This window comes from Methylobacterium phyllostachyos (genome assembly GCF_900103445.1).
Classification (GTDB): domain Bacteria; phylum Pseudomonadota; class Alphaproteobacteria; order Rhizobiales; family Beijerinckiaceae; genus Methylobacterium; species Methylobacterium phyllostachyos.
Map to the genome: position 1 here is coordinate 49,902 of NZ_FNHS01000013.1, position 22,485 is coordinate 72,386.

The following is a 22,485-nucleotide window of genomic DNA, read 5'->3' on the forward strand; positions in this document are numbered from 1 at the left end:
CCCTCGCCGTGTGGACCCGCACCGTTGCGCGGCGGGGTGAGATACCCCTGACATCGGCGTTCAGACCTTCCGGACCACCCGGCCGTGACGCCCCAAGATCCTGGCGTGCCGGACAATCAATCCGCGCAGGGAGGCACCGAATTCATAGGACCACGCGATGTACGTCGCGATCACCGAGATCGCGAACAGCGCGGCGCCCACTGCGCAGACTGGCAGGAGCAGCAGGAAGGTCAGCACCATTCCGACCGCCGTCCGCTCCGCGAGCGAGGCTTGCGGCCAGGGATCAATCGGAAGGGAGATGTGTCGTCCGGAGCGCATGACTTCGACCCTCGATGGTTCGGCATGACGCAACACAGCCGGTTAACAGCGGCGGGACGCGGTTGTTGCGCCGCGGAACGCGGAATCGAGACCCCCCGTGACGTTCCGGCCCGATGCCGCGGCGCAACCGACTGCTCCCAACCGGGTTGCCGTTCGAATTTGAAGCGGCAGTGAGGTGGATATGGCGCGGGTTGCGGTCGTGACCGGGGGTACGGCCGGCATCGGGCTGGCGACGGCGCACGCGCTGGCCGAACGGGGCTGGTCGGTGGCGGTGATCGCGCGCGAGCAGAACCGCCTCTCCTCGGTTGAACGGGCGCTGGCGGCCTACGGCCAGCCGGTGCTGGCGATCAGCGCCGACGTCGCCGATTCAAAGGCCGTCGACGCCGCCGCCGAGCGCGTGGAGCGGGAACTCGGACCGATCCGCGCCTGGGTGAACAACGCCATGTCGACCGTGGTGAACCCGGCCGACCAGATCACCCCGGACGAGTATCGGCGGGTGACCGAGACCACCTATCTCAGCCAGGTCTACGGCACGCTTGCTGCCCTGCGCTTCATGAAGCGGCGCAACCGGGGCGCGATCATCCAGGTCTCGTCCGGCCTCGCGGTCCGGGCCGCGCCGTTGCAGGCACCGTATTGCGCGGCCAAGTTCGCGGTCTCGGGCTTCACCGACGCTCTGCGCTGCGAGTTGCTCCACGACCGGGTGAATGTCAGCCTCAGCGTCATCTACCTGCCGGCCGTGAACACGCCGCAGTTCAACTGGGCCCGCAACCGGACTGGGCACCGGCAATACGCACCGGATCCGGTCTTCGACCCGCGGCTCTGCGCCGAGGCGATTGCGTACGCTGTCGAGCACCCGCGCCGGGAGGTCTGGGTCGGGCGCTCGTCGATGATGATGGCGGCCGCGCAGGCCCTGGCTCCCGCGCTCGCCGACCGCAAGGCTGCCTCCATGTGGCCGGCCCAGCTCTCGGACGAGACCATCCCTGAGATGAAGGGGAACCTGTTCGAACCTGTGCCAGGTCCGGTCGGGATCGATGGCCGGTTCTCCGGGCGGACCAAGGCGAGCCGGGCTGAGTTCGTCACGAGCCGCACCCGCGATCTCGTGGTCGGCGGCCTCGCCGGGCTGGCGCTGATCGGCCTCGCCGGCACCGTCAACGCGGCCCGCTCGGCGCGCCGGCTGCCGGACCGGACGTGATGGCTGCGCCCGCGCGTATCGCCTGCTACACCCGTTCCGGTTGATAAGTTTGCCCCCGTCTTTGCGAGCGGAGCGAAGCAATCCAGGCGCGCCACGTTGACCAAGGTCGCGCTGCTCTGGCTCGCTCCGCTCACGATGATGGAAAGAGCCCTTTCAAACGGGACCGTCTTTCACGCCCCGCCCCGAGGAACGTCCGAAGAATGCCCGGCTATCTGCCCTTCGCGGGCGCCCTGAAGCTGCCCGCCTATACCTGTGACAATTGCGGGTTCTGGCAGCGCCATTTCGAGACGCCAGCCGCCTGTCCGATGTGCCTCGACGCCCGCCACGTCGTGCCGCAGGACGGCTGGCGCTTCCGCACGGCCCGGGAGGCGCAGGACGCCTTCCCGTGCCACTGGCAGGAGCTGGAGTCGGGCGTCTGGCGGTTCTGGAACGAGCCGGTCTCGGGCATCGGCCCGTCCGGCTACCTGATCCAGACCGAGCACGGGAATATGGGGTTCGAGGCCTGCCCGGTCTTCAGCGAGGCCGCCCTCGACCAGATCGCGCGGCTCGGCGGCATGGCGGTGCTCTCAGCCTCGCACCCCCATTCCTACGGCGCGCTGACGCAGCTTCAGGACCGATTCGACCCGGAGCTCTGCCTGCCCGCCGCCGACTTCACGTGGAGCGCGGCGCTGCAGGTGAGCTGGCCCTACGACGATTTCCTGGAGCCGCTGCCGGGACTGGAGCTGCACCGCACCGCGGGCCATTTCGACGGCCACGCGATCCTGTACGATCGTGCGCGAAAAATCTGCTTCTGCGGCGACGCGCTGAAGTTCGAGCTCGATCCGGCGGATTTCCGCCGCGCCACCACGATCTCGGCCCATAAGGCGTTCGTGCGCGGCGTGCCGCTCACCCCGAGCGAGCTGCGGCGCTACCGCGACGTGTTCGAGCGCCTCGATTTCGTGCAGACTTGGACGCCGTTCGAGCCGGCGGCCAATTGCGGCCGGCCGGAGGTGCTGGCGCTCCTCGATCAGCTGTTGAGCGGACGGTCGCACGCCGCTCCGGTGCCGCTTGAGAGCCTGCACGCTCAGGGCCGGTAGAGCGGGTCGTTCTCCAGGCGGATCGGCTCGCCGTGCGGCGTCGCCTCGGCGGCGCGCTGGAACGCTTCCGTGCGTGCTGCGACGCTCTCAGGCCACGCCACGCCGCGCTCGGCCAGGATCCCCTCGAGCGTCGTCAGCCACGCGCCGTAATCGGCGGCGCGCTCGGGGGCGTCCTTGGGGCGGATCCCCTGGCCGAGGCGCTCTGCCCATTCCGACCACGTGAACAATCCGGCCTCGCGCAGGCTCACCACCATGGCGAAGACCTGGGCCTCCCAAGGCGCTGCGAACGGGCTCGGCGACGGCGCGGTCACGCGGGTTCCAGATAGGGTTCGAAGGCCGCCACCGTGACGGTGCCGCCGGGATCGCCGCTCTCGCCCCACAGCTCCTGTGCGGTGAACGCGACCGTGTAGAGCCAGACCGGGTTCTCGCCGGCCTGATAGGCGTTGGTGTCGGGAAAGACGAACGCCCCGTCGATCCGCACGATCCGTCCGCGCTTGCCGCGGACGTAGCGCGGCAGCCGCGTGTGGGTGGTCGGGTGGATGTTGCGGGCCACGACCGTGTCGCCGAGCGCGAAGCGGGCGGGGGCGTCGGTCGCCCGGCTGCTGGGGAAGCCGGCCCGGAAGCGGTCCTCCAGGCCGTCGCGCGCCAGGGTTCGCACCACGGGCTTGGCCGGCTCCGCGGCCCGGCCGGATTCCATCTCCGCAGGCGTCGCCAGCCCCGTGGCGGCGACCTGCTTCTCCAGAGCCTTGAGCCAGATTTCGTAGTAGCTCGACGCGAGATATTCGGCCGGCGGCAGCGATTCACGGGCGGCGCGGCTGCCGTCGAGATTCCAGGCGCCGGTGTAGCCCATGGCAAGCGCCATCGCGAAGACGCGCCGCTCCCAGTCTGCGTGGAACACCGGCTCGTCGGGCTCCGGCACGACCGGCCCGAAGCCGTGCGCGCCACCGAGATCCTGAGCGCCGTTCATACCGGCATCTCCACGGGTTCGACCGGGAGCGCCTTGGGCAGCCCGGTGCCGATCATAGAATCGCGCGTGACGAGGGCGGCCAGAGCCTCTTCGGAGAAGCCCTCGGTGCCCGCAGGCCGCATCGGCAGCACCATGTAGCGGGTCTCGGCGGTCGAATCCCAGACCGTGATGCCGGTGGTCTCCGGAAGCGTCACCCCGAATTCGGCCAGCACGCCGCGTGGGTCGATCACCGCCCGGGCCCGGTAAGGCGGCGCCTTGTACCAGACCGGCGGCAGGCCGAGCACAGGCCAGGGATAGCAGGAGCAGAGGGTGCAGACGACGAGGTTGTGGGTCTCGGGCGTGTTCTCGACGACCACCATGTGTTCGCCGCCCCGCCCGCCGATGTCGAGCTCGGCGATGGCCGGTGTCGCGTCGGCGAGGAGCCGGGCCCGGAATGCGGGATCGAGCCAGGCACGGGCCACCACCCGGGCGCCCGCATGCGGGCCGACCTTGGTCTCGTAGAGCTCCACCAAGGCATCGAGGGACGCCGGGTCGACATAGCCCTTCTCGGTGAGCAAGGATTCGAGCGCCCGCACCCGCGCCTCAATGGGCGAGAGTTCGCTGCCGTGATGCGCGTGATCATGATCCGCGTGGTGGTCGCTCATCCCGCTCTCCTCACCCGACACAGTCTGCCCGGTTGAGCGCGTCGCCGCTAGAGCGCTCGCCCCATCGCAGCGCGGAGCTACGGATCTCGGTTGTTACGGATGGGTTGCCCATACTGCCCAATACAATCGGGAGCGTTTGGCATCGGTTCATATTCCGGGCTGTACGGAGGTTAGAGAGGTTCCAGTATACCAAAGCCCCAGGGTCAGGTGGGTTCATGAACGAAGACGTTGCGAAGCCGGTGGGGGAGGATGGGAGCGACCGGGATGCCGGCGGCTACGCCACGGCCATCGGCCAGCACCTCGCCCTGCCGATCCGGGACTATTTCACGCTCGTTGAGCAGGAGCCTTTGCCGGCGCAGCTCCAGGATCTGGTTGCGCGGTTCGAGGCCGCCGTCACCGCCTGCGGCCAGAAGGTGGCCTTCGACTTCCGGGGTGACATCATCAAGGCGCTGCCGGCGCTCCGCACCTTCGCCCTGTCCCTGGCCGGGGACGTCAGCCGGGCCGACGATCTGGTCCAAGAGACCTTCGTCAAGGCTTGGGCCAACCAGGAACGGTTCCGCCCCGGCACTAACTTCACCGCGTGGCTGTTCACGATCTTGCGGAACCAGTTTTACTCCGAGTTGCGCAAGACCCGACGGGAAGTCGAGGATGTCGACGGTACCCATGCGGGCCAGTTGACCAGCCTTGCCGACCAGGAAGACGCTAGCACTCTCAAGGTCGTGTGTGCGCGTCTCGAAGGTCTGCCGGCGGCACAGCGTCAGGCACTGCTGCTCGTCGGCGCAGAGGGCCACACCTACGAGGAGGCGGCGAGCAAGCTCGGCTGCCAGGTCGGCACCGTGAAGAGCCGGGTCAGCCGGGCCCGGTCGTCGCTGCTCGGCACCCTCGGCGTGGTCGTGGCAGGACAGGCCCCAGCGGCCTAGGAAGATCCACGTCGCCCGCTTTCCGCGGGAGAGGGAGAGATGTGGGGCCGCTCGGGCCCAATCTTCGATCCTGTTCTCCAACGGATACAGGTCGATCCGGAAACCCTCCCGGGATAGGGGGGGCGCCCTGTCGCCAGCGTCAGCATCCCACCCGTCTGCGTGACCATCGTGAGTGCCGCCCCGCACGGACATTCACGATAAAGTCCGCCACTGAGATGACGGACAGTCGTCGTCCAGTATGATCGGATCCGATCATCGATTCGGATGTGGGCATGGACGGGTCATCGCGGAACAACCAACCCGTCGCCCAATGGTGCGCGGCGCACCCTGCCCTTCTCGCCTTGGGCTTATGCCTCTTCGGCCTCGCCAGCGTGGCGGGAGTATGGTGGATCGGAATCCTCTCGGACGCCACAGCCAGCGTGATCGGATTCCTCTATGTGGCTGCTTATGCGGCCTTCGTGAAGATCTATTTTCGCGTGGACTATGTCATCAATAGTGTTCGCCTCACCTGGTGGTGCCTCGCGTCGGTCTGGGGCTTGTTCAATCGGTGATGCGCAGTTTGGCTGCGCGCCTCACAGGGCCGGCCGGCGCAGGTGCCAGTCGGTGGCCTGCTGGTAGGCCTGCCCGATGCGGAGCGCCGTCGCCTCGTCGTAGCCGCGGCAGACGATCTGGAGCGAGAGCGGAAGCCCGTCGGCGGTGAAGCCGTTCGGCAGCGCCAGGGCGCAGAGATCGAGCAGGTTGCCGAACCGCGTGAAGCGCGAGGGCAGATGCGCCTCGTCGACCGCGGCCAGCGGCACGGCGGCGGATTCCGTCGTCGGCGTGAGCAGGGCGTCGATTCCCGCCGTCGCCTCGGCATAGGCCTGCTTCATCGCAGCGCGACGATGGAGCGTGCCGAGATAATCCTGGGCTGAGACTTTGGCGCCGGCCAGGATCCGCGCCCGCACGGCGTCGCCGAGCTGTGCGGAGGGGTCCTCGGCCAGCGTCCCGTTGAAGAAATAGGCTTCGGCGTTGGTGATCGCGCTCATCGCCACGCAGTCGCTGAACCGGAACGGCAGGGCCACGTCCACGATCTCAGCCCCCAACCCGGCGAGGCGTTCGAGGGCGTCGTCGTAGGCCGCCAGCATGTCGGGGGCGACGCCCTCCCGCTCGATGGCCGGCATGCGGCCGAGGCGCAGGCCGCGCACCCCGCGGTCGAGCGTGGGCCAGGGCGAGTCCGGCTGGATACCGCGGGTGGTCGGGTCCAGCGGATCGGGGCCGGAGATCGCCTCGTAGAGGAGCGCCGCGTCCTCCACCGTGCGGGCGAGCGGGCCTGGCGAATCGAGCGTCGTCGAGAGCGGCACGATTCCCCAGGTCGAGACGCGCCCGACCGTCACCTTGAGCCCCGTCAGCCCGCAGAAGGAGGATGGCAGCCGCACGGAGCCGCCGGTATCGGTGCCGATCCCCCAGGGCGCCATCCGGGCCGCCACGGCGACGCCGGTGCCGCTGCTGGACCCACCGGGGGTGCGCGGAACCTCCGCATCCCAGGGGTTCCAGGGTGTGCCGAGATGCTGGTTGGTGCCCCAGCCGCCATAAGCGAACTCCACCGTATGGGTCTTGCCCAGCACGATCATGCCCTGCGCGATCAGGCGCCGGGCGACGGTCGCGGTCCGCTCGGCCCGCCTCGTGCGGTGGGCGGCCGAGCCGCCCATGGTGATCCGGCCCTCCAGATCGATCAGGTCCTTGAGCACCACCGGCACGCCGTGGAGCGGACCGACAGCGTGGCCCGACCGGATCGCCCTATCCGCCCCTTCGGCAGCGAGGCGCGCATCGGCGGAGAACACCTCCGTGAAGGCCTGAAGCTTCGGCTCCAGCTGCGTGATGCGCCCGAGCAGCGCGTCGACCGCATCGACCGGCGAGAGGCTCCGCGCGCGGATCGCCCGGGCGAGTTCGGCCGCGGAGGCGTGAACGGGATCGATATCGGACATCGGATTACTGCACGCTGACGAGGGTGAGGTCGACGAACCAGGATTGCGGCGAGACGAAGCCATGGATCTTCTTCGACATCCCGCGCGGGTTCAGGTCGTGGACGACGAACAGCCACGGCGGATTGTCCACGAGGCGCTCGTGGGCGATCGTGGTCTGCGCGTCGACAACCTTGGCGTCGGTGGTCTCGGCGAGCGCCTTGAGGGCGGCGTCGAACGGGTCGTCCTTCCAGTTGGGGAAGTTGAAGCCGGCCGGCGGGAAGCGGTCGCTTCCGAAGTAGCGCGCCATCACGGCGGCGTCCGAGGAGGGCGAGGAGACGTTCAGCGCCATTGAGCCCTGCAGGCTCTGCGCATCCGGCAGTGCGCGGCTCGAATTGAGCAGCACCTGCCACTCGACCACGTTGAAGCTCAGATCAACGTTGCAAGCCTGCTTCAGGTTCTCCTGCAGGTATTCGTTCATCGGCATCGGCAGCATCTGGCCCGAGCCGGAAGAAGAGATCATCACCTTGAGCTTCAACGGCTTGGCGTCGGTGAAGCCTGCCTCGGCCAGCAGCGCCTTCCCCTTGGCGGCGTCGAACGTGTAGCGGTTCTTCGGGGACCCGAAATTCGGGTCCTTGTCGTTGAGCCAGCCGGAGGCCGGCTCGGCCGTGCCGTTCAGCAACTCCACGATGCCGGCGCGGTCGACGCAGTAGTTCAGCGCCTGCCGGACGCGGACATCCTTCAGCGGGCTGTCCTTCGCGCCCATGTTGTAGATGTATGGCCAGACATGCGGGTATGAGCCCGTGGTGATGGTGAAGCCCGCCTGCTTCAGGGATGGGATCGCGTCGGGGGCAGGCACCTCGATCCAGTCGACCTGGCCGGACCGGAGCGCCGCCACCCGGGCATTGGCCTCCGGGATCGGCAGCAGCCGGACCTTGTCGACCTTGGCCATCCGGTTCGGGTCCCAGTAGCCCTCGAACTTGGCGAGATCGACCGCCTCCCGCGGGGCGACGCGGGTGATCTTGAACGGCCCGGTCCCGGCCGCCGGCAGCGTGGCGACCTTGTTCCAGTCGTGCCCCGCCTTCTCGAAGGAGGCCGGCGAGGTGAACAGCAGGTAGACCACCATGTAGGGGAAGTACGACGCCACCTGCGTGGTGGTGATCTGGACCGTCGCGTCATCGATCTTCTTGTAGCTGCCGACCAGCGGCGCCCGGGCCCGGGAGATGCCGGCGCCCTGCGGCTCGAATTGCGAACTGTCGTTCTTGAAGTAGCGGTCGAGGTTCCAGATCACCGCGTCGGCGTTGAACGGGGTGCCGTCATGGAACTTGACGCCCTGGCGCAGGTGGAAGGTCCAGACCGTCTTGTCGTTCGGATCCTGCTCCCAGCGCTCGGCGAGCGCGGGAATGACGCCGGCGAGCTTGGTGGTGCTCTTCAGATCCCACTGCACCAGCCCCTCGAAGATCGGGTAACCGAGGAAGCGCATCCCCTCGAAGCCGTTATTGGGCATCCCCGTCGTGGTGGGGATGTCGGAGGCCGTCATGGCGATGCGCAGCACGCTCTCGGCGCTGGCAGGCCCCGCCAGGACGACGGGTCCGGTCAAGGCAACGGAGCCAGCCAGGGCGGCAGCAATCAGGCGGCGCATTTTCATCGGATCCCACGCGTGGAAGGTGCGGCTCGCCCCCGGCAAGTCCCGCGCCAGACGGGGCCATCATGCCCGCATCCGGCGAAGGGACAATGTCACCGGCCGCCCCTTGCGCTCGGCCGCGGCGGCGTCACGATAATACAGAATCCATGGTGCCGCCGAGGCCGCCAGTGAGAGGGGAGACACCCGTGAGCGATGGGATGCCGGACGCCATGAACGGGGCCGAGAGCCTGGTCCGAACCCTCGTGGAGGGTGGTGTGGAGGTCTGCTTCACCAATCCCGGCACCTCCGAGATGCATTTCGTGGCCGCCCTGGACCGGGTCGAGGGCATGCGCTGCGTGCTGTTCCTGTTCGAGGGCGGAGCGACCGGCGCGGCGGACGGCTACGCCCGCATGGCCGACAAGCCGGCCTCGACCCTGCTCCACCTGGGCCCGGGCCTCGCGAACGGGCTGGCCAACCTGCACAACGCCAAGAAGGCGCGCACCCCGGTCGTCAACATCGTCGGCGAGCACGCGACCTATCACCGGGAATACAACGCGCCGCTGACCTCCGATATTGAGGGGCTGGCCCGGCCGATGTCGTCCTGGGTGCGCACTGGGATGAGCGCGGACGAGATCGGCCCGGACGGCGCCGCCGCGATCGCGGCCGCCCGCACCGCGCCCGGTCAGGTCGCGACCCTGATCCTGCCCGCCAACACCGCCTGGGATCCCGGCACAGGGCCGGCGCCGGTGCCGGCGATCCCCGAACGCGCGAAGGCCGGCGACGATGCGATCGCGGCGGCGGTGAAGGCCCTGCAGAGCGGCGAGAAGGTGCTCCTGCACCTCGGCGACCGGGCGGTGCGGAACGAAGGCCGGGTCATCGCCGACCGGATCGCCCGCAAGACCGGCGCGCAGCTGATGGCGATGACGTCGAATGCCCGGATCGACCGCGGCGCCGGCACCGTGCCGATCGAGCGCCTGCCCTACCCGATCGACCAGGGTATCGCGGCCTTGAAGGATTTCCGCCACATCATCCTGATCGGCGCGACCCCGCCGGTGGGGTTCTTCGCCTATCCCGGCAAGCCGAGCCTGCTCGCCCCCGAGGGCTCATCCACCATCACGCTGGCCACCCCCGAGGAGGATCAGATCGACGCCCTGGAGCGGCTGGCCGAGGCCGTCGGCGCCCCGCGCGCCGAGCCGATCGCCACCGCGCCGCGGCCGACGCTCCCGACCTCTGGCCCCCTCGATCAGGACACGATCGGGCAGGTGTTGGGCGCCCTGATCCCGGAAGGCGCGGTGATCTGCGACGAGTCGATCACCACCGGCCGCAACTTCTTTGCGCTGACCCGGGACGCCGCGCCTCACACGTGGCTCCAGCTCAGCGGCGGCTCCATTGGCCTCGGCATTCCGATGGCGACCGGCGCGGCCGTGGCCTGCCCCGATCGCAAGGTCATCAACCTCCAGGCCGACGGCAGCGGGCTCTACACCGTGCAGGCGCTCTGGACTCAGGCCCGCGAGCGCCTCGACGTGGTGACGCTGGTCTGGTCGAACCGCTCCTACGCGATCCTGCGGGCGGAGCTGACCAATGTCGGCGCCCACAATCCCGGTCCCAAGGCGCTCGGCATGCTGAGCCTCGACGATCCAGCGGTCGATTGGGTGAGCCTTGCCAGGGGATTTGGCGTGGAGGGCCGGCGGGTCGAGACCCTCGCGGAGTTCATCGAGGCGTTCCAGCACGCGCTCGCCAACAAGGGTCCGCATCTCATCGAAGTCGCCCTGTGAGCGGGGCCACGTACGCCCTCCCCGGACTCGAGGGACCCGCCGAGATCCGGGTCGACCGCTGGGGGCTGGCGCATATCCGCGCCGGCTCGACGCTCGACGCCTTTCGGGCCCAGGGCTTCAACGCGGCGCGGGACCGGCTCTGGCAGCTCGACCTCTGGCGCAAGCGTGGCCTCGGCCTGCTGGCGGCGGATTTCGGGCCCGGCTACCTCGCCCAGGATCGCGCCGCCCGGCTGTTCCTCTATCGCGGCGACTTGGCGGCCGAATGGGCCGCCTATGGGCCGCAGGACACGCAGGCCATCGTCACGGCCTTCGTGGACGGGCTCAACGCCTACGTGGCGCTCACCGAGGCGCGGCCCGAGCTGCGACCGCCGGAATTCGCCCTCACCGATACGCGCCCGGCCCGCTGGCAGCCTGACGACGTGGTGCGCATCCGCAGCCATGGGCTCGTGCGCAACGTCCTCTCCGAGGTCGCCCGCGCCCGGGTGCTGGCCCGCGCCGAGTCCCGCGAGGCCGGGCTCACCGCGGACGACCTGCGCAAGCGGATCAGCCCGCCGCACGAGCCAGTTGTCCCGGACGGGCTCGACGCCGCCGACTGGCCGGACGATCTCCTCGACGCTTTTCGGTTGGCCACCGCGACGGTCGGGTTCCCGCCCGAGCGCCTTGCGGCAACCCGCGACGCGGCCTGGGCCTGGAGCAAGGTCGATGCGCATGGGGCCGTCACGCGGAGGGCTCGCGCCGCGCCGAAGGAACCGGCGGAGGGCTCGAACAACTGGGTGGTGGGCCCATCGCGCACCGACACTGGCCGCCCGATCCTGGCGAGCGACCCGCACCGGGTCTACCTGCAGCCGTCGCTCCGCTACGCCGTCCATCTCACCGCGCCGGGCCTCGACGTGATCGGGGCCGGCGAGCCGGCGCTGCCCGGCATCTCGATCGGTCATAACGGCCACGCCGCCTTCAGCCTGACCATCGCGCCGATGGATCAGGAGGACCTTTTTGTGTGTGAGACCGACCCGGCCAATTCCGACCGTTATCGGTATGGCGAAGGCTGGGAGCCGATCGAGCGCGTCGTAGAAAAGATCCCGGTGCGCGGCGGGGCGGACGAGACCGTGGTGCTCGGCTTCACCCGGCACGGGCCGGTGATCCGCGAAGTTGCTGGTCGCGCCTTCGCACTGCGCACCGTCTGGTCCGAGCCGGGTGCTGCCGCCTATCTTGGCAGCCTCGCCTATCTCGACGCCACCACCCCGGAGGCCTTCGGCGAGGCCCTGCGCCACTGGTCGGCGCCCTCCGTGAACCAGCTCTACGCCGACGCCACGGGGCGGATTGCGTGGTTCATGGCCGGCAAGGCGCCGGTGCGGCCGGCCCATGACGGGCTGCTGCCGGTGCCGGGCGACGGCCGCTACGACTGGGCGGGGTTCCACGATCCCGGTTCCCTGCCCCGCAGCCTCGATCCGGAGGTGGGCTGGCTCGCCACCGCCAACGAGATGAACCTGCCGCCGGATTTCCCGGCCGAGTCTCGGAAGGTCGGGTTCGAGTGGGCCGAGCCCTGGCGCGTCCGGCGCATCCGTGCGGTTCTTGGCGGCCAGACCCGGCACAGCCTGGACGACTCGCGGGCGCTCCAGGGTGACGCGTTTTCAGAGCCCGCCCTGCGGCTGACCGAACTGGTCCGGGCCATGCCGGCCGCGTCGGATCCCGATCTCGCCTCGGCCCAGGCCCTGATGGCATCGTTCGACGGGACGCTGGCCCCGGATTCCGCGGCGGCCACCCTCATCGAGGTGTTCTGGGTCCACCACCTGCGGCCGGCCCTGCTCAAGGCGCTCGTGCCCGACGCCGCTACCCGCCGCCTCCTGCCGCCCGGCGATACGCAGAGCCTGATCGAACGGCTTGAGGCCGGTCTCGACTCAGCGACGCGCAACGCGCTTCTGGTGGACGCGCTCGGCGCCGCGTTCCGGGATTGTCTGGAGCGGATGGGAGCGGACCCAATGGGACGGCTCGTGCCGGATGTAACGGCCTCCGTTGAGCAGCAACGCCCTGCTGCAGAAGCGCTTTTTCCCTCCCCGTTGCGGGGAGGGGCCAGGAGTGGGGGTGGTGTAGACGGCACCGCACCGCTCGATCCGGCACCACCCCCACCTCCGGCTCCTCCCCACAAGGGGGAGGAGAGAGCCCCGCGGCTCGGCGACCATGAATCCCCCGAAGGCTGGTCCTGGGGCCGCCTGCACCACGCCCTGTTCGCCCATCCCCTTACAGACCTGCGACCCGATCGAGCCTGGGATGTCGGCCCGCTGCCGGTTGGCGGGTCCGCGGCATCAGTCATGCACGCGGAGTACCGGACCGACACGTTCCGGCTCACCCACGGCGCCTCGTTCCGCATGATCGTGGACGTGGGGGACTGGGACCGATCGGTCTTCATCAACGTGCCGGGCCAGTCCGGGAACCCGGGCAGCCCGCACTACGCCGACCTGGCCCCGATCTGGGGCCGCCAGGACCATGTGCCGATGCTCTACGGCCGCGAGGCCGTGGACGCCGCCACCGAGACGATCATCACCTTGAGCCCCGCCTGACCGGGCGGCCGGGACGGAGTGGGACAGCACCTTGAAGATCTTCATCGCCGGCCTCGCCACCGAGACCAACACCTTCGCACCGCTGCCCACGGGCCGGGCGGCCTTCCACGCCGACTATGCCCGCCGGGACGGCACGCGGAACCCGCCGAGCCTCAGCAATATCGGCCTCAAGGCGTGGCGCGAGCTGGCCGAGGCCGACGGCCACGATGTGGTCGAGAGCCTCTCGACCTTCGCCCAGCCCGGCGGGATCACCCTGCGGGCCGTCTACGAGGAGTTGCGCGATACCCTTTTAGAAGATCTGAAGGCCGCCCTGCCGGTCGATGCGGTGCTGCTGTTCATGCACGGCGCCATGGTGGCCGAGGGCACTGACGATTGCGAGGGCGACACCCTGGAGCGCGTCCGCGCGCTCGTGGGGCCGGACGCGGTGATCGGCGTCGAACTCGACCTGCACTGCCACCTCACCGAGACGATGCGGCAGAGCGCCGACGTCATCGTGATCTACAAGGAATACCCGCACACCGACATCGTCGACCGTGCCCGAGACCTCTATCCGCTGGTGACGCGGACGGTCGCGAAGGAGATCCGGCCGGTGATGGCCTATGCCAATTGCCGGATCGTCAACATGTGGCGCACCAGCCGTGAGCCCGTCGCGGGCTTCGTGCGCCGGATGGAGTCGCTGGAGGGGAAGGACGGCATCCTGTCGGTCTCCTTCGGGCACGGCTTCCCCTGGGGCGACGTGGCCGATGTCGGTGCCAAGATGCTCGTCGTCGCCGATGGCGATGCCGGCAAGGCGCAGGCGCTCGCCGACGACCTAGCCGGCGCGGTTTGGGCGATGCGGGAGGCGGCGGCCAGCCACTGCGACACGATCGATGCCGCCATCGATGCGGCTTTGGCCTCCGACGACCCGCGCCCGATGGTGCTCGCCGACTTCGCCGACAATGCCGGCGCGGGTGCGCCCTCGGACAACACCGCGGTCCTGGCACGCCTCGCCGAGCGCGGTATCAAGGACGTCGCCCTCGGCCTGATCTGGGACCCCGGCGCGGTCGGGATCTGCCACGAGGCGGGACTCGGGGCGCGCTTCACGCTCCGGATCGGCGGCAAATGCGGTGTGACCTCGGGCGATCCCGTCGATCTGCGCGTTACCGTGCGCGGCCTCTCGGAGGACCACAGCCAGACGGGGCTGAGCGGCGGCCGGGCGCAGCTCGGCCCCGCCGCCTGGGTGGAGGCCGACGGGATCCACGTGGTGCTAACCCACAAGCGCCAGCAGGCCTTCGCGCCCGACGCTTTCACGGGGCTCGGGCTCTCCCTCGACGACAAGCGGATCGTCGTTGTGAAGTCGATGCAGCACTTCTACGCCGCCTTCGCGCCCATCGCGAGCGAGGTCCGCTACGTGGCCGCGCCCGGCGCGGTCCCGCCGGATTACGGCGCCATCCCCTACACGAAGCGCTCGGGCGCCTACTGGCCGCGAGTCGCCGATCCTTTCGCCGAGGAAGCCGCCCGATGATCCCGGACCTTCACCTCGACGCGGGCGAGATCCTCGCGACGCTGCGCCCCTGGGTCGAATGCGAGAGCCCGACCTATGACGCGGCCGCGGTCAACCGGATGATGGGGGTGGCCGCCCGGGACCTCGTCCTCCTGGGGGCGCGGGTCGAGACCATCCCCGGGCGGATGGGCCTCAGCGATTGCGTGCGTGCGCGCTTCGCGCATCCGCGGCGGGACGAGCCGGGGATCCTGATCCTCGGCCATCTCGACACCGTCCACCCGGTGGGCACGCTCGGTGCCCTGCCCTGGCGGATCGAGGGCGAGCGCGCCTACGGGCCCGGCATCCTCGACATGAAGGGCGGCAACGTGATCGCGCTGGCGGCGATCCGGGCGCTCGCGGCGGCCGGGATCGAGACGCCGCTACCGATCACCGTGCTGTTCACGGGCGACGAGGAGGTGGGCAGCCCCTCGACCCGCGACCTGATCGAGGCCGAGGCCGCCCGCCACGCCTACGTGCTGGTGCCGGAGCCCGGCCAGCCGGAGAACGGCGTGGTCACCGGCCGCTACGCCATCGCACGGTTTGACCTGGAGGCGCAGGGGCGTCCGAGTCATGCCGGATCCTCGCCCCACGAGGGGCGGTCGGCGATCCGCGCCATGGCGCGCAAGATCCTCGCGATCGACGCCCTGTCGGATGCCGACTGCACCTTCTCCACCGGCATCGTCTCGGGCGGGCAGTGGGTAAACTGCGTCCCGACGGTCTGTCGCGGTCAGGCGCTGAGCATGGCCAAGCGCCAGGCCGACCTCGACCGTGGCGTCGAACGGATGTTGGCCCTATCGGGGGATGAGGACGGTGTCCGCTTCACCGTGAGCCGTGGGGTGACCCGGCCAGTCTGGGAACCCGATACGGGCTGCCTCGCCCTCTATGAGCGGGCCCGCGCCCTGTCCGAGGCGCTCGGCCGCCCCCTGCCCCAGCGCAGCGCCGGCGGTGGATCCGACGGCAATTTCACGGGTGCCAATGGCATTCCGACGCTGGACGGGCTCGGGCCCCTCGGCCAGGGCTACCATACGCTGGACGAGCACGTACTGATCGCGTCGCTGCCTGCGCGGGCGCAGTTGTTCGCGGCGCTCCTGGCGGATCTGGGCTCGGGCGAGCGGGCCTGATGCCCGCCGCCCGGCCTCGCCTCAGGCTGGATCGACCGGCATCTCCGGAACCCCACCTGCCTCGATCGCCGCCCCTGCGGTGAGGCAGAGATCCTCGCGGTAGCGCGCGGCGACGAGCTGCACGCCCACGGGCGTGCGCCCGATCAGTCCGGTCGTCACCGTGAGCGCCGGAACGCCGAGCGGCGCCAGCCCGACCTGGAGCAGGTTTGCCTCGAAGGCCCGGGCGATGCCGGAATCCCCGGTGCGGTCGAGCCCGTCCGGGAAGGGCAGCTCGGCCGAGACCGGAACAAGCAGCACGGGGTACTCGGTCAGGAACAGCGACCATTCCCGGGCGAGCGTGGCGCGACGCGTCAGCGCCCGGGCGATCGCGTCCGGTGCCATCGCCTCGGCCCGCCCCCGGAAACTCTCCAGAAGCCCGATCGCCGCCGGGTCGCCCTCGCGCTCGGCCGCATCACGGGCAGCCGCGTAGCCGTCGCCCAGCCAGAGCTGGAGCTGTAGCTCGCTCGCCTCCCGGATCGGAGGCGTGTCGGCGATCTCCGTCACCGTCCAGCCGGCCTCCGACAGCCGGCGGGCCGAGTCCCGCAGAACGGCCTCCACCTCCGGCACAACGGCAAGGCCCCCCGGTCGCACGCACAGGGCGACCCGGCGCGGGACCTCCGGACCCACGAGCGGCGCAGGCACCCACCAGGGGTCGCGCGGATCGGGGGCCGCCATGACTTCCAGCCCGATGCGCAGATCCGCGATGCTGCGGGCGAGCGGCCCCGACACCGCCATCAGCTGCGGCCCGATCCCGCGCTCGGGTGAGGACGCGTTCCAGGCCGGGATACGGCCGAGGCTCGGGCGCAGGCCGTGCACGCCGCAGGCATAGGCCGGATAGCGCACCGAGCCGGCGATATCGGTGCCGTGGGCGATCGCCCCGATCCCGGCCGCCACCGCGGCGCCGGCCCCGCCCGAGGAGCCGCCCGGCGTCAGCGCCGGATCGCGCGGGTTCTTGGTGTCGCCATGGAGCTGGTTGGTGGTGAACCAGCGCAGGGAGAAGGCGGGCGTATTCGTCCGCCCGAGCAGAACTGCGCCGGCCTGGCGCAGATTGGCCACCACCGGGTTGTCGTCCTGGGCGACGAGGTCGCGCTGGAGCCGCAGACCGTTCGTCGTCGCGAAGCCGCGCTGATCGACATTCACCTTCACGGTGACCGGCACGCCGGCGAGCGGCCCCGGCGATTCGCCACGGGTGCGAGCGGCATCGACCGTGTCGGCCTGCGCCAGCACGTCCTCCGGGCGATGCTCGACCACGGCGTTGATGCGACCGTTGACGCTGTCGAGCCGGTCGAGGGCCGCCTGCGCGGCCTCCCGGGCCGAGACCTGGCCGGATCGAATCAAGCCTGCGAGGTCGGTCGCCGTCAGACGCCAGAGCTGCATGGGGGATCCTCTTTGAACACCCGGCCGGGCTGGGCGCGCCGTGCGATTCGGGCCGGCGGACGGGGTGCCGTCAGCTTATTCAAAATACACGCCACGAGGCGCTTTTTTGCGCAGCGGCGGATTGCCAGGCTGGACAAGGGTTTGCCGCAGCGCAGCGGAAATACTTAAGCATTCGTTCGTATCCGGCCCTTGTCACGATCAGACCGATAGATAACCTGCCGTCCGTTCGCGCGTTCAACCGGCCCATCCATCAGGGAGGGATGATCTCCTCAGTCCAAGGCCAGTAACCTCCAACAAAGGCAGAGACCCATGGCAGAGGTGATTCGCGTCAAGCCGACGCACGACGGCACGTACACCGTCTATCGCGGAGCACGCGCAGTGATTTGCGGCCTGACCCGGCTGCAAGCCGAGCGCTACGAGGCGAGCCTGACCCAGCAGCAGAGCAGAGGCGTGGCCGCCGCCTGATCGGGCTGTGGAACAGCAGGCCGGCGCGATCGATCGCGCCGGTCGTTCGAATCGGGTGCAACCGGTCAGGCCAAGTCGATGGCGCCGAGATCGCACATCGCGCCCTCGGCGCTGAGGCCCCGCCGCCGGGCACCGATCGCGTAGCCGTGCCCGTCCCGGGTGATCTCGTAGAGAATATAGGAGGCCCGGCGCGACGCGATCGCCCCATGCCCATCCGCTCGGGCTGAGGCCGAGGGGACGCCGACAACCGGGACTGTGCGTCCATCCGGCCCCGGGATGCGGGCGGAGCTGGTTACGTGATTGTGGCCGTGAAGGATCAGGTCCGCGCCTGCGCGGCCGATCATCGCCGTGAACGCCGCCGCGTCCTTCAATTCGCGCCCCGGCGCGGCCCCCCCCGGCTGTGGCGGGTGATGGATCATCACGACACGGAACGGCCGGCCCGGCTCCGTGGCCAGCGCCCGCAACAAGGCTTCGGCCGCGGCGAGCTGCGGCGCGCCGAGGCGTCCCGTGGCCACGAAGGGCTTGGTCGGGATTGCGCTGGACAGGCCGACCAGGGCCAGCGGCCCGCGCCGCCTGAGATAGGGGAAACGGCCCGATGATCCCGAATCATCGCCCGTATAGGCACCGCAGGCGTCGAGCAGTCCCTCCAGGGAGCCGCGGACATACGCGTCGTGGTTGCCCGGCACGAAGCTCACCGCATCGGACGGGCCCAGAGCTTCCAGGAAGGTGCGCGCCGTCGCCCATTCGCTCGGCAGGCCGATGTTGCACAGGTCGCCCGTGCAAGCGATGTGTCCGGCCCCCTGAGCCTTCAGGTCGGCCACGAGGCGCTCGAGCACTGTCATGTCGTGACTGCGCGACCGGCCGCGCCGCCAATTGGCATAGCCGGTGGCCCGCTTGCCGATAAGCTGATGCAGACGCACCCGGCCCAGGGGGCCGACATGCGGGTCGCTGAGATGGGCGAGGCGGAAGGTCAACGCCGGGAGTCACGCACTTAACGGCCAGGGAGCGGCCTGGGAACGGCTCCGCCATCGCGGGCATGGGCGCAGCCGTCAAGCGCTTCCGCCTCATGCGCTGCCGATGAGCATCCCCACGGCGAGCACCAGCGCACCGCCGAGCATGACCTGCATGGCTGCGCGCGGGAACGGCGTCGCCATGTAGCGCGTGCGGATCGCCGCAATCGCCACGAGTTCAACCACCACCACCAGCACGGCGAGGCTCGTGGCGAGGATGAAGGGATTCGGCCAGCCCGCCGGCAGTGTATCGGGGATTGCGTAGGGCAACGTGTGGCCGAGGCCGCCCAGCGTTGTCATCAAACCGCAGACGAGACCGCGGATCCACGGGTCGCCACGGCCGGTGATGCTGCCGTCATCCGACAGGGCCTCGGTGAACCCCATGCTGATCCCCGCCCCCACCGAGGCCGCCAGCCCGACCAGGAAGGTCGCACCATTGTGACCCGTGGCGAAGGCGGCCGCGAAGATCGGCGCCAGAGTCGAGACCGAGCCGTCGATCAGGCCAGCCAGCCCAGGCTGCACGTAGCGCAGGACGAAGGCGCGACGGGCTTCGTGCGCCAGGCCGGCGGCGCTCTCAAGGACGGCTGCCATGATGGGTTTCCTTTCTAGACCGATTCCAATCTATAGTCTGGAATAGATCTAAACAAGATGCCTCGCCGTGTTTTCGCCGCGCGCCGAGAGCATCCGCGGCATCTTGGGCGCGCGGCTTCGGGGCGCTGATCGCACAGGTTGTGGTCCTGGCCGATTGTTTCGTCTCATGCGCGGGAGCTAGATCATGAGCGATCGACTTCGATCCGGAACCGGTCGGGCGGTGGTGATCCGGCCATTCCAGGCGTGACATGAGCCTCGGCAAACGCATTCTTCGTCGGCCCGCCGTGCAGCGCGGGCTCGGTCGCGTCGCCGCGGCCTATCTGCGGCTGGTGCGGCGCACCAACCGGTTCGCCATCTATGCCGGCAGCGCGCCGCCCGGGCGGGCCGACGCGTGGATCGATGCGCACACGCCGCTCATCGTCGGCATGTGGCATGGGCAGCACATCATGATGCCGCTGCTGCGCCGCCCGGAGGACAAAGTCGCCACGATCATCTCGCGGAACGTCGATGGCAACATCAACACCATCGCGCTGGAGCGGCTCGGCGTGCGGGTGATCCGGGCCTCCGGCGCTCGTGGCCGCAGCCGGGCGACGGACGTCCGCGCCAAGGGCGGGGCCGAGGGGCTGAGGGCCATGCTGCGGGCTTTGAAGGACGGCGAGTCCGTGGCCTTCAGCGCGGACGTGCCAAAAGTCTCGCGCCGGTGCGATGCCGGCATCCTCACCCTGGCGCGCCTGTCCGGCCGGCCCATCGTCCCGGCGGCCGTCGTGACCAGCCGGCACCTGCGCTTCAAGTCCTGGGACCGCGCCTGCCTCGGGTTGCCCTTCGGACGCGGCGCGATCGTGCTGGGCGATCCGATCTACGTGCCGCGCGACAGTGCGGGCGAGGCGTTCGAGACGCTCCGGCGCTTCGTCGAGGCCGAGATGAACCGGGTTCATGCCCGCGCCTACGCCCTGGTCGGGCGCGCCGACCGGGCGGCGCTCTACCGCGAGGCGTCGCCCGTCGATGCCGCCGCGCCGGTGGGGGACGCCGCGTGAGGCGCCCCTCCGTGACCCTGCCGCTGCAGGCCTACCGGGCCGGCCTGCGGATCGGCGAGCCGGCCTTGTCCGGGCTCCTGGCGTGGCGGGCGCAGCGCGGCAAGGAGGATCCGCTGCGGCTGCCCGAGCGGCGCGGCCTGCCGGGCCGGGCCCGCCCGGTCGGCCCGCTGGCCTGGATGCACGGCGCCAGCGTCGGCGAGGCGCTGTCGCTGATCGGCCTCGTGGAGGGGATGATCGCCCGCGGCTTCTCGGTGCTGGTGACCACGGGCACCCGCGCGGCCGCCGACCTGATCGGCGCCCGCCTGCCGGCCGGCGCCGTCCATCAATACATGCCCCTCGACGCACCGCGCTGGATGGCGCGCTTCCTCGATCATTGGCAGCCCAACCTGGCAGTCGTCGCCGAATCCGAGATCTGGCCCAACATGATCCTGGCGCTCGACGAGCGCGAGATCCCGCTGATCCTGGTCAACGGCCGCATGTCGGCGCGCTCGTTCCGCGGCTGGGAGCGCTGCCCGCGCACCGCCAAGGCGCTGCTGTCGCGCATCGCCATCTGCCTCAGCCAGACGCAGGACGACGGCGAGCGCTTCGCCAAGCTCGGCGCGCCGCGGGTCAGCATCGCCGGGAACCTGAAATTCGATGCGCCGGTCCCGCCGGCCGATCCGCAGCAGCTCGCCTATCTGGGCGACATGATCGCCGGGCGGCCGATCTGGATTGCGGCCAGCACCCACCCGGGCGAGGAATCGATCATCGCCTACGCGCACGCGCTGCTGCGGGAGCGGTTCCCGCAGCTCCTGACCCTCATCGCCCCGCGGCACCCGGCCCGGGGCGCGGAAGTCGTCGAGTGTGCGGCCGCCCTCGGCCTGCGCAGCGCCCGGCGCTCGACCGGCGGGCGGCCCCACCCCTCCGTGGAGGTCTACGTCGCCGACACGATCGGCGAACTCGGCCTGTTCTACCGCCTCGCGCCCCTGGGCTTCCTCGGCGGCTCCCTGGTCCCGCGGGGTGGTCAGAACCCGATCGAGCCGGTGCGCCTCGATACGGCGGTGCTGCACGGCCCGCACACGGAGAATTTCGGTACCATTTATCAGGCCCTCGACCGCGCGGGGGGGGCCGTACCCGTGCAGGACGGCGTCGAGCTGGCATCGGTCGCCGGCGACCTCCTCGGCGATCGGGCGCGGCTCGCCGCCATGGCGCGTGCCGGGCAGAGCGCCCTGCGCCCGTTCGAGGGGGCGGTGTCGCGCACCCTCGCGGTCCTCGATCCCTTCGTCGCGCAGATGAAGCTGCAGCGCCTCGATCGGGGCGGCCGTGTCCGCCCGCTCGCGCGGGCCTGATGCGGCCACCGCGCTTCTGGACCGCGGGACCGGATCACCCGCTGGCGCGCGTCCTCGCGCCGGCCGGGGCGACCTACGGAGCGCTGGTCGCCCGGCGCATGGATCGAGCGGGTGAGCGGGCGGGCTGTCCGGTCCTGTGCCTGGGCAACTTCACCCTCGGCGGCGCCGGCAAGACGCCCGCGGCGCTCGCGGTCGCGGCGCTGCTCGCCGAGCTTGGCCGGACCCCCGCCTTCCTGTCCCGCGGCTATGGGGGGCGCAATGCCGGCCCGGTGCACGTCGATCCCGTCCGGCACACCGCCGCGGAGGTCGGCGACGAGCCGCTGCTCCTCGCCCGACAGGCGCCGACGATCGTGGCACGCCATCGCCCGGCAGGGGCCGCCCTGTGCCGGTCGCTCGGTGCCGACGCCATCGTGATGGATGACGGGCTTCAGAACCCGTCGCTCACCAAGGCTCTCAGCCTCGCCGTGATCGACGGGGGCGTGGGCCTCGGCAACGGCCTGCCCTTCCCGGCGGGGCCGTTGCGCGCCCCCCTCGCCCGGCAATGGCCCCATGTCGGCGGCGTGATCGTGATCGGCGACGGTAGGCCGGGCGACCGCATCGCCGCGGCGGCCGACGACCGGACCCTGCCGGTCTACCGGGCGCGTCTAATTCGACACTCGGACGATTTCGCCGGCCGTCGCTGCCTCGCCTTCGCGGGGATCGGGCGTCCCGAAAAATTCTTCACGACGCTGGCTGAGGCGGGGGCCGAGATCGTCGGGCGGCGCGTCTTCCCGGATCATCATCCCTACCGGGACGGGGACCTTGCGGCTCTGGCCGCGGCAGCGCGGCGGCTCGGGGCTGAGCTCGTCACCACCGAGAAGGACGCAGTGCGCCTGCCTCCGCACATCGCGGCCCGGATCGGCGTGCTGCGCGTCCGTCTTGTCTGGGAAGACCCAGAGACCCTGCGGCGCCAGCTGCAAAGCGTCCTCGGCGCCGCTCCGTGAC

20 protein-coding genes and 1 pseudogene are annotated in these 22,485 nt (G+C 70.4%); 12 read left to right on the forward strand and 9 right to left on the reverse strand.

Translation table 11 applies throughout. The features are described 5' to 3' along the window. Positions 1–60 precede the first annotated feature (60 nt). Positions 61–240 carry a hypothetical protein gene (locus BLQ49_RS20290; protein ID WP_244507697.1) on the reverse strand — a complete coding sequence of 60 codons (180 nt, stop codon included), beginning with the start codon at positions 238–240 and terminating at the stop codon, positions 61–63. Positions 241–499: 259 nt separating this feature from the next. Between BLQ49_RS20290 and BLQ49_RS20295 the strand changes: the two genes are divergently transcribed. Then, the gene (locus BLQ49_RS20295) at positions 500–1,510 is read left to right on the forward strand and encodes an SDR family oxidoreductase (RefSeq protein WP_091719015.1); all 1,011 of its coding nucleotides are present in this window, start codon (positions 500–502) and stop codon (positions 1,508–1,510) included. Between the two features lie 200 nt (positions 1,511–1,710). Further along, on the forward strand, positions 1,711–2,586 hold the full coding sequence (locus BLQ49_RS20300; RefSeq protein ID WP_091719017.1) for an MBL fold metallo-hydrolase: 876 nt from the start codon (positions 1,711–1,713) through the stop codon (positions 2,584–2,586). On the opposite strand, the gene BLQ49_RS20305 is transcribed toward BLQ49_RS20300, so the two are convergent. The 3 genes from BLQ49_RS20305 to nthA are packed head-to-tail and all read right to left on the reverse strand — an operon-like array spanning position 2,574 to position 4,197. After that, entirely contained in the window at positions 2,574–2,897 is a 324-nt protein-coding gene (locus tag BLQ49_RS20305) for a nitrile hydratase accessory protein (RefSeq protein ID WP_091719019.1), read from the reverse strand. The genes BLQ49_RS20300 and BLQ49_RS20305 overlap by 13 nt on opposite strands. Further along, entirely contained in the window at positions 2,894–3,553 is a 660-nt protein-coding gene (gene nthB, locus BLQ49_RS20310; RefSeq protein ID WP_091719021.1) for a nitrile hydratase subunit beta, read from the reverse strand. Before nthB ends, BLQ49_RS20305 begins: the two co-directional genes overlap by 4 nt. Next, positions 3,550–4,197: a nitrile hydratase subunit alpha gene (gene nthA / locus BLQ49_RS20315; protein WP_091719023.1), complete on the reverse strand. Its 648-nt coding sequence runs from the start codon at positions 4,195–4,197 to the stop codon at positions 3,550–3,552. Before nthA ends, nthB begins: the two co-directional genes overlap by 4 nt. Positions 4,198–4,412: 215 nt before the next feature. On the opposite strand from nthA, the gene BLQ49_RS20320 reads away from it, so the two are divergent. Together BLQ49_RS20320 and BLQ49_RS20325 are read left to right on the forward strand one after the other, a co-directional pair. Beyond that, positions 4,413–5,117, forward strand: a complete 705-nt coding sequence (locus BLQ49_RS20320) for a sigma-70 family RNA polymerase sigma factor (protein ID WP_091719025.1) — start codon at positions 4,413–4,415, stop codon at positions 5,115–5,117. Between the two features lie 272 nt (positions 5,118–5,389). Continuing rightward, a complete protein-coding gene (locus BLQ49_RS20325; RefSeq protein WP_091719028.1) occupies positions 5,390–5,668 on the forward strand; it encodes a hypothetical protein in 279 nt (92 codons plus the stop codon). A 21-nt stretch (positions 5,669–5,689) separates the two neighbouring features. On the opposite strand, the gene BLQ49_RS20330 is transcribed toward BLQ49_RS20325, so the two are convergent. Both BLQ49_RS20330 and BLQ49_RS20335 read right to left on the reverse strand, forming a co-directional pair. Continuing rightward, positions 5,690–7,081 carry an amidase gene (locus tag BLQ49_RS20330; RefSeq protein ID WP_091719030.1) on the reverse strand — a complete coding sequence of 464 codons (1,392 nt, stop codon included), beginning with the start codon at positions 7,079–7,081 and terminating at the stop codon, positions 5,690–5,692. Between the two features lie 4 nt (positions 7,082–7,085). Then, the gene (locus BLQ49_RS20335) at positions 7,086–8,699 is read right to left on the reverse strand and encodes an ABC transporter substrate-binding protein (protein WP_244507698.1); all 1,614 of its coding nucleotides are present in this window, start codon (positions 8,697–8,699) and stop codon (positions 7,086–7,088) included. A gap of 212 nt (positions 8,700–8,911) precedes the next feature. Here BLQ49_RS20335 and BLQ49_RS20340 point away from each other — a divergent pair, with 212 nt between their 5' ends. The 4 genes from BLQ49_RS20340 to BLQ49_RS20355 are packed head-to-tail and all read left to right on the forward strand — an operon-like array spanning position 8,912 to position 15,657. Further along, entirely contained in the window at positions 8,912–10,456 is a 1,545-nt protein-coding gene (locus tag BLQ49_RS20340) for an acetolactate synthase large subunit (RefSeq protein ID WP_091719292.1), read from the forward strand. After that, on the forward strand, positions 10,453–13,014 hold the full coding sequence (locus BLQ49_RS20345; RefSeq protein WP_091719034.1) for a penicillin acylase family protein: 2,562 nt from the start codon (positions 10,453–10,455) through the stop codon (positions 13,012–13,014). The genes BLQ49_RS20340 and BLQ49_RS20345 overlap by 4 nt, the downstream gene beginning before the upstream one ends. A 31-nt stretch (positions 13,015–13,045) precedes the next feature. Next, positions 13,046–14,518 carry a M81 family metallopeptidase gene (locus tag BLQ49_RS20350; RefSeq protein WP_091719036.1) on the forward strand — a complete coding sequence of 491 codons (1,473 nt, stop codon included), beginning with the start codon at positions 13,046–13,048 and terminating at the stop codon, positions 14,516–14,518. Further along, positions 14,515–15,657 carry a M20/M25/M40 family metallo-hydrolase gene (locus tag BLQ49_RS20355; RefSeq protein ID WP_091719038.1) on the forward strand — a complete coding sequence of 381 codons (1,143 nt, stop codon included), beginning with the start codon at positions 14,515–14,517 and terminating at the stop codon, positions 15,655–15,657. The genes BLQ49_RS20350 and BLQ49_RS20355 overlap by 4 nt, the downstream gene beginning before the upstream one ends. Positions 15,658–15,678: 21 nt before the next feature. On the opposite strand, the gene BLQ49_RS20360 is transcribed toward BLQ49_RS20355, so the two are convergent. Further along, positions 15,679–17,073, reverse strand: a complete 1,395-nt coding sequence (locus BLQ49_RS20360; RefSeq protein ID WP_091719040.1) for an amidase family protein — start codon at positions 17,071–17,073, stop codon at positions 15,679–15,681. A gap of 309 nt (positions 17,074–17,382) precedes the next feature. Between BLQ49_RS20360 and BLQ49_RS29800 the strand changes: the two genes are divergently transcribed. After that, complete coding sequence (locus tag BLQ49_RS29800) at positions 17,383–17,538, forward strand: hypothetical protein (protein ID WP_167627748.1); 156 nt, start codon at positions 17,383–17,385, stop codon at positions 17,536–17,538. Positions 17,539–17,603: 65 nt separating this feature from the next. Here BLQ49_RS29800 and BLQ49_RS20365 read toward each other — a convergent pair whose 3' ends face one another. Further along, positions 17,604–18,512: a metallophosphoesterase family protein gene (locus BLQ49_RS20365; RefSeq protein WP_091719041.1), complete on the reverse strand. Its 909-nt coding sequence runs from the start codon at positions 18,510–18,512 to the stop codon at positions 17,604–17,606. Positions 18,513–18,602: 90 nt separating this feature from the next. Further along, positions 18,603–19,094: pseudogene (locus BLQ49_RS20370) on the reverse strand (VIT1/CCC1 transporter family protein); the annotation flags it as partial. A 293-nt stretch (positions 19,095–19,387) separates the two neighbouring features. On the opposite strand from BLQ49_RS20370, the gene BLQ49_RS20375 reads away from it, so the two are divergent. From BLQ49_RS20375 to lpxK, 3 genes are read left to right on the forward strand one after another with little or no spacing between them, the layout of a single operon-like run. After that, on the forward strand, positions 19,388–20,173 hold the full coding sequence (locus tag BLQ49_RS20375) for a lysophospholipid acyltransferase family protein (protein WP_091719045.1): 786 nt from the start codon (positions 19,388–19,390) through the stop codon (positions 20,171–20,173). Next, positions 20,170–21,501 (forward strand): 3-deoxy-D-manno-octulosonic acid transferase, encoded by a 1,332-nt coding sequence (locus BLQ49_RS20380; RefSeq protein WP_167627749.1) that lies wholly within the window; start codon positions 20,170–20,172, stop codon positions 21,499–21,501. The genes BLQ49_RS20375 and BLQ49_RS20380 overlap by 4 nt, the downstream gene beginning before the upstream one ends. Next, positions 21,501–22,484, forward strand: coding sequence for a tetraacyldisaccharide 4'-kinase (gene lpxK, locus BLQ49_RS20385; protein WP_091719049.1), 984 nt, complete (start codon positions 21,501–21,503; stop codon positions 22,482–22,484). The genes BLQ49_RS20380 and lpxK overlap by 1 nt, the downstream gene beginning before the upstream one ends. The last annotated feature ends 1 nt before the right edge of the window (position 22,485 follow it).

Bases quoted from the DNA above. Each gene is read 5' to 3' on its own strand.
- BLQ49_RS29800 (WP_167627748.1), top strand. From the start codon at position 17,383: ATGGCAGAGGTGATTCGCGTCAAGCCGACGCACGACGGCACGTACACC.
- BLQ49_RS20340 (WP_091719292.1), top strand. From the start codon at position 8,912: ATGAACGGGGCCGAGAGCCTGGTCCGAACCCTCGTGGAGGGTGGTGTG.
- BLQ49_RS20330 (WP_091719030.1), bottom strand. From the start codon at position 7,081: ATGTCCGATATCGATCCCGTTCACGCCTCCGCGGCCGAACTCGCCCGG.
- nthA (WP_091719023.1), bottom strand. From the start codon at position 4,197: ATGAGCGACCACCACGCGGATCATGATCACGCGCATCACGGCAGCGAA.
- BLQ49_RS20300 (WP_091719017.1), top strand. From the start codon at position 1,711: ATGCCCGGCTATCTGCCCTTCGCGGGCGCCCTGAAGCTGCCCGCCTAT.
- lpxK (WP_091719049.1), top strand. From the start codon at position 21,501: ATGCGGCCACCGCGCTTCTGGACCGCGGGACCGGATCACCCGCTGGCG.
- BLQ49_RS20325 (WP_091719028.1), top strand. From the start codon at position 5,390: ATGGACGGGTCATCGCGGAACAACCAACCCGTCGCCCAATGGTGCGCG.
- BLQ49_RS20295 (WP_091719015.1), top strand. From the start codon at position 500: ATGGCGCGGGTTGCGGTCGTGACCGGGGGTACGGCCGGCATCGGGCTG.
- nthB (WP_091719021.1), bottom strand. From the start codon at position 3,553: ATGAACGGCGCTCAGGATCTCGGTGGCGCGCACGGCTTCGGGCCGGTC.
- BLQ49_RS20320 (WP_091719025.1), top strand. From the start codon at position 4,413: ATGAACGAAGACGTTGCGAAGCCGGTGGGGGAGGATGGGAGCGACCGG.
- BLQ49_RS20290 (WP_244507697.1), bottom strand. From the start codon at position 240: ATGGTGCTGACCTTCCTGCTGCTCCTGCCAGTCTGCGCAGTGGGCGCC.
- BLQ49_RS20355 (WP_091719038.1), top strand. From the start codon at position 14,515: ATGATCCCGGACCTTCACCTCGACGCGGGCGAGATCCTCGCGACGCTG.
- BLQ49_RS20335 (WP_244507698.1), bottom strand. From the start codon at position 8,699: ATGCGCCGCCTGATTGCTGCCGCCCTGGCTGGCTCCGTTGCCTTGACC.
- BLQ49_RS20375 (WP_091719045.1), top strand. From the start codon at position 19,388: ATGAGCCTCGGCAAACGCATTCTTCGTCGGCCCGCCGTGCAGCGCGGG.
- BLQ49_RS20360 (WP_091719040.1), bottom strand. From the start codon at position 17,073: ATGCAGCTCTGGCGTCTGACGGCGACCGACCTCGCAGGCTTGATTCGA.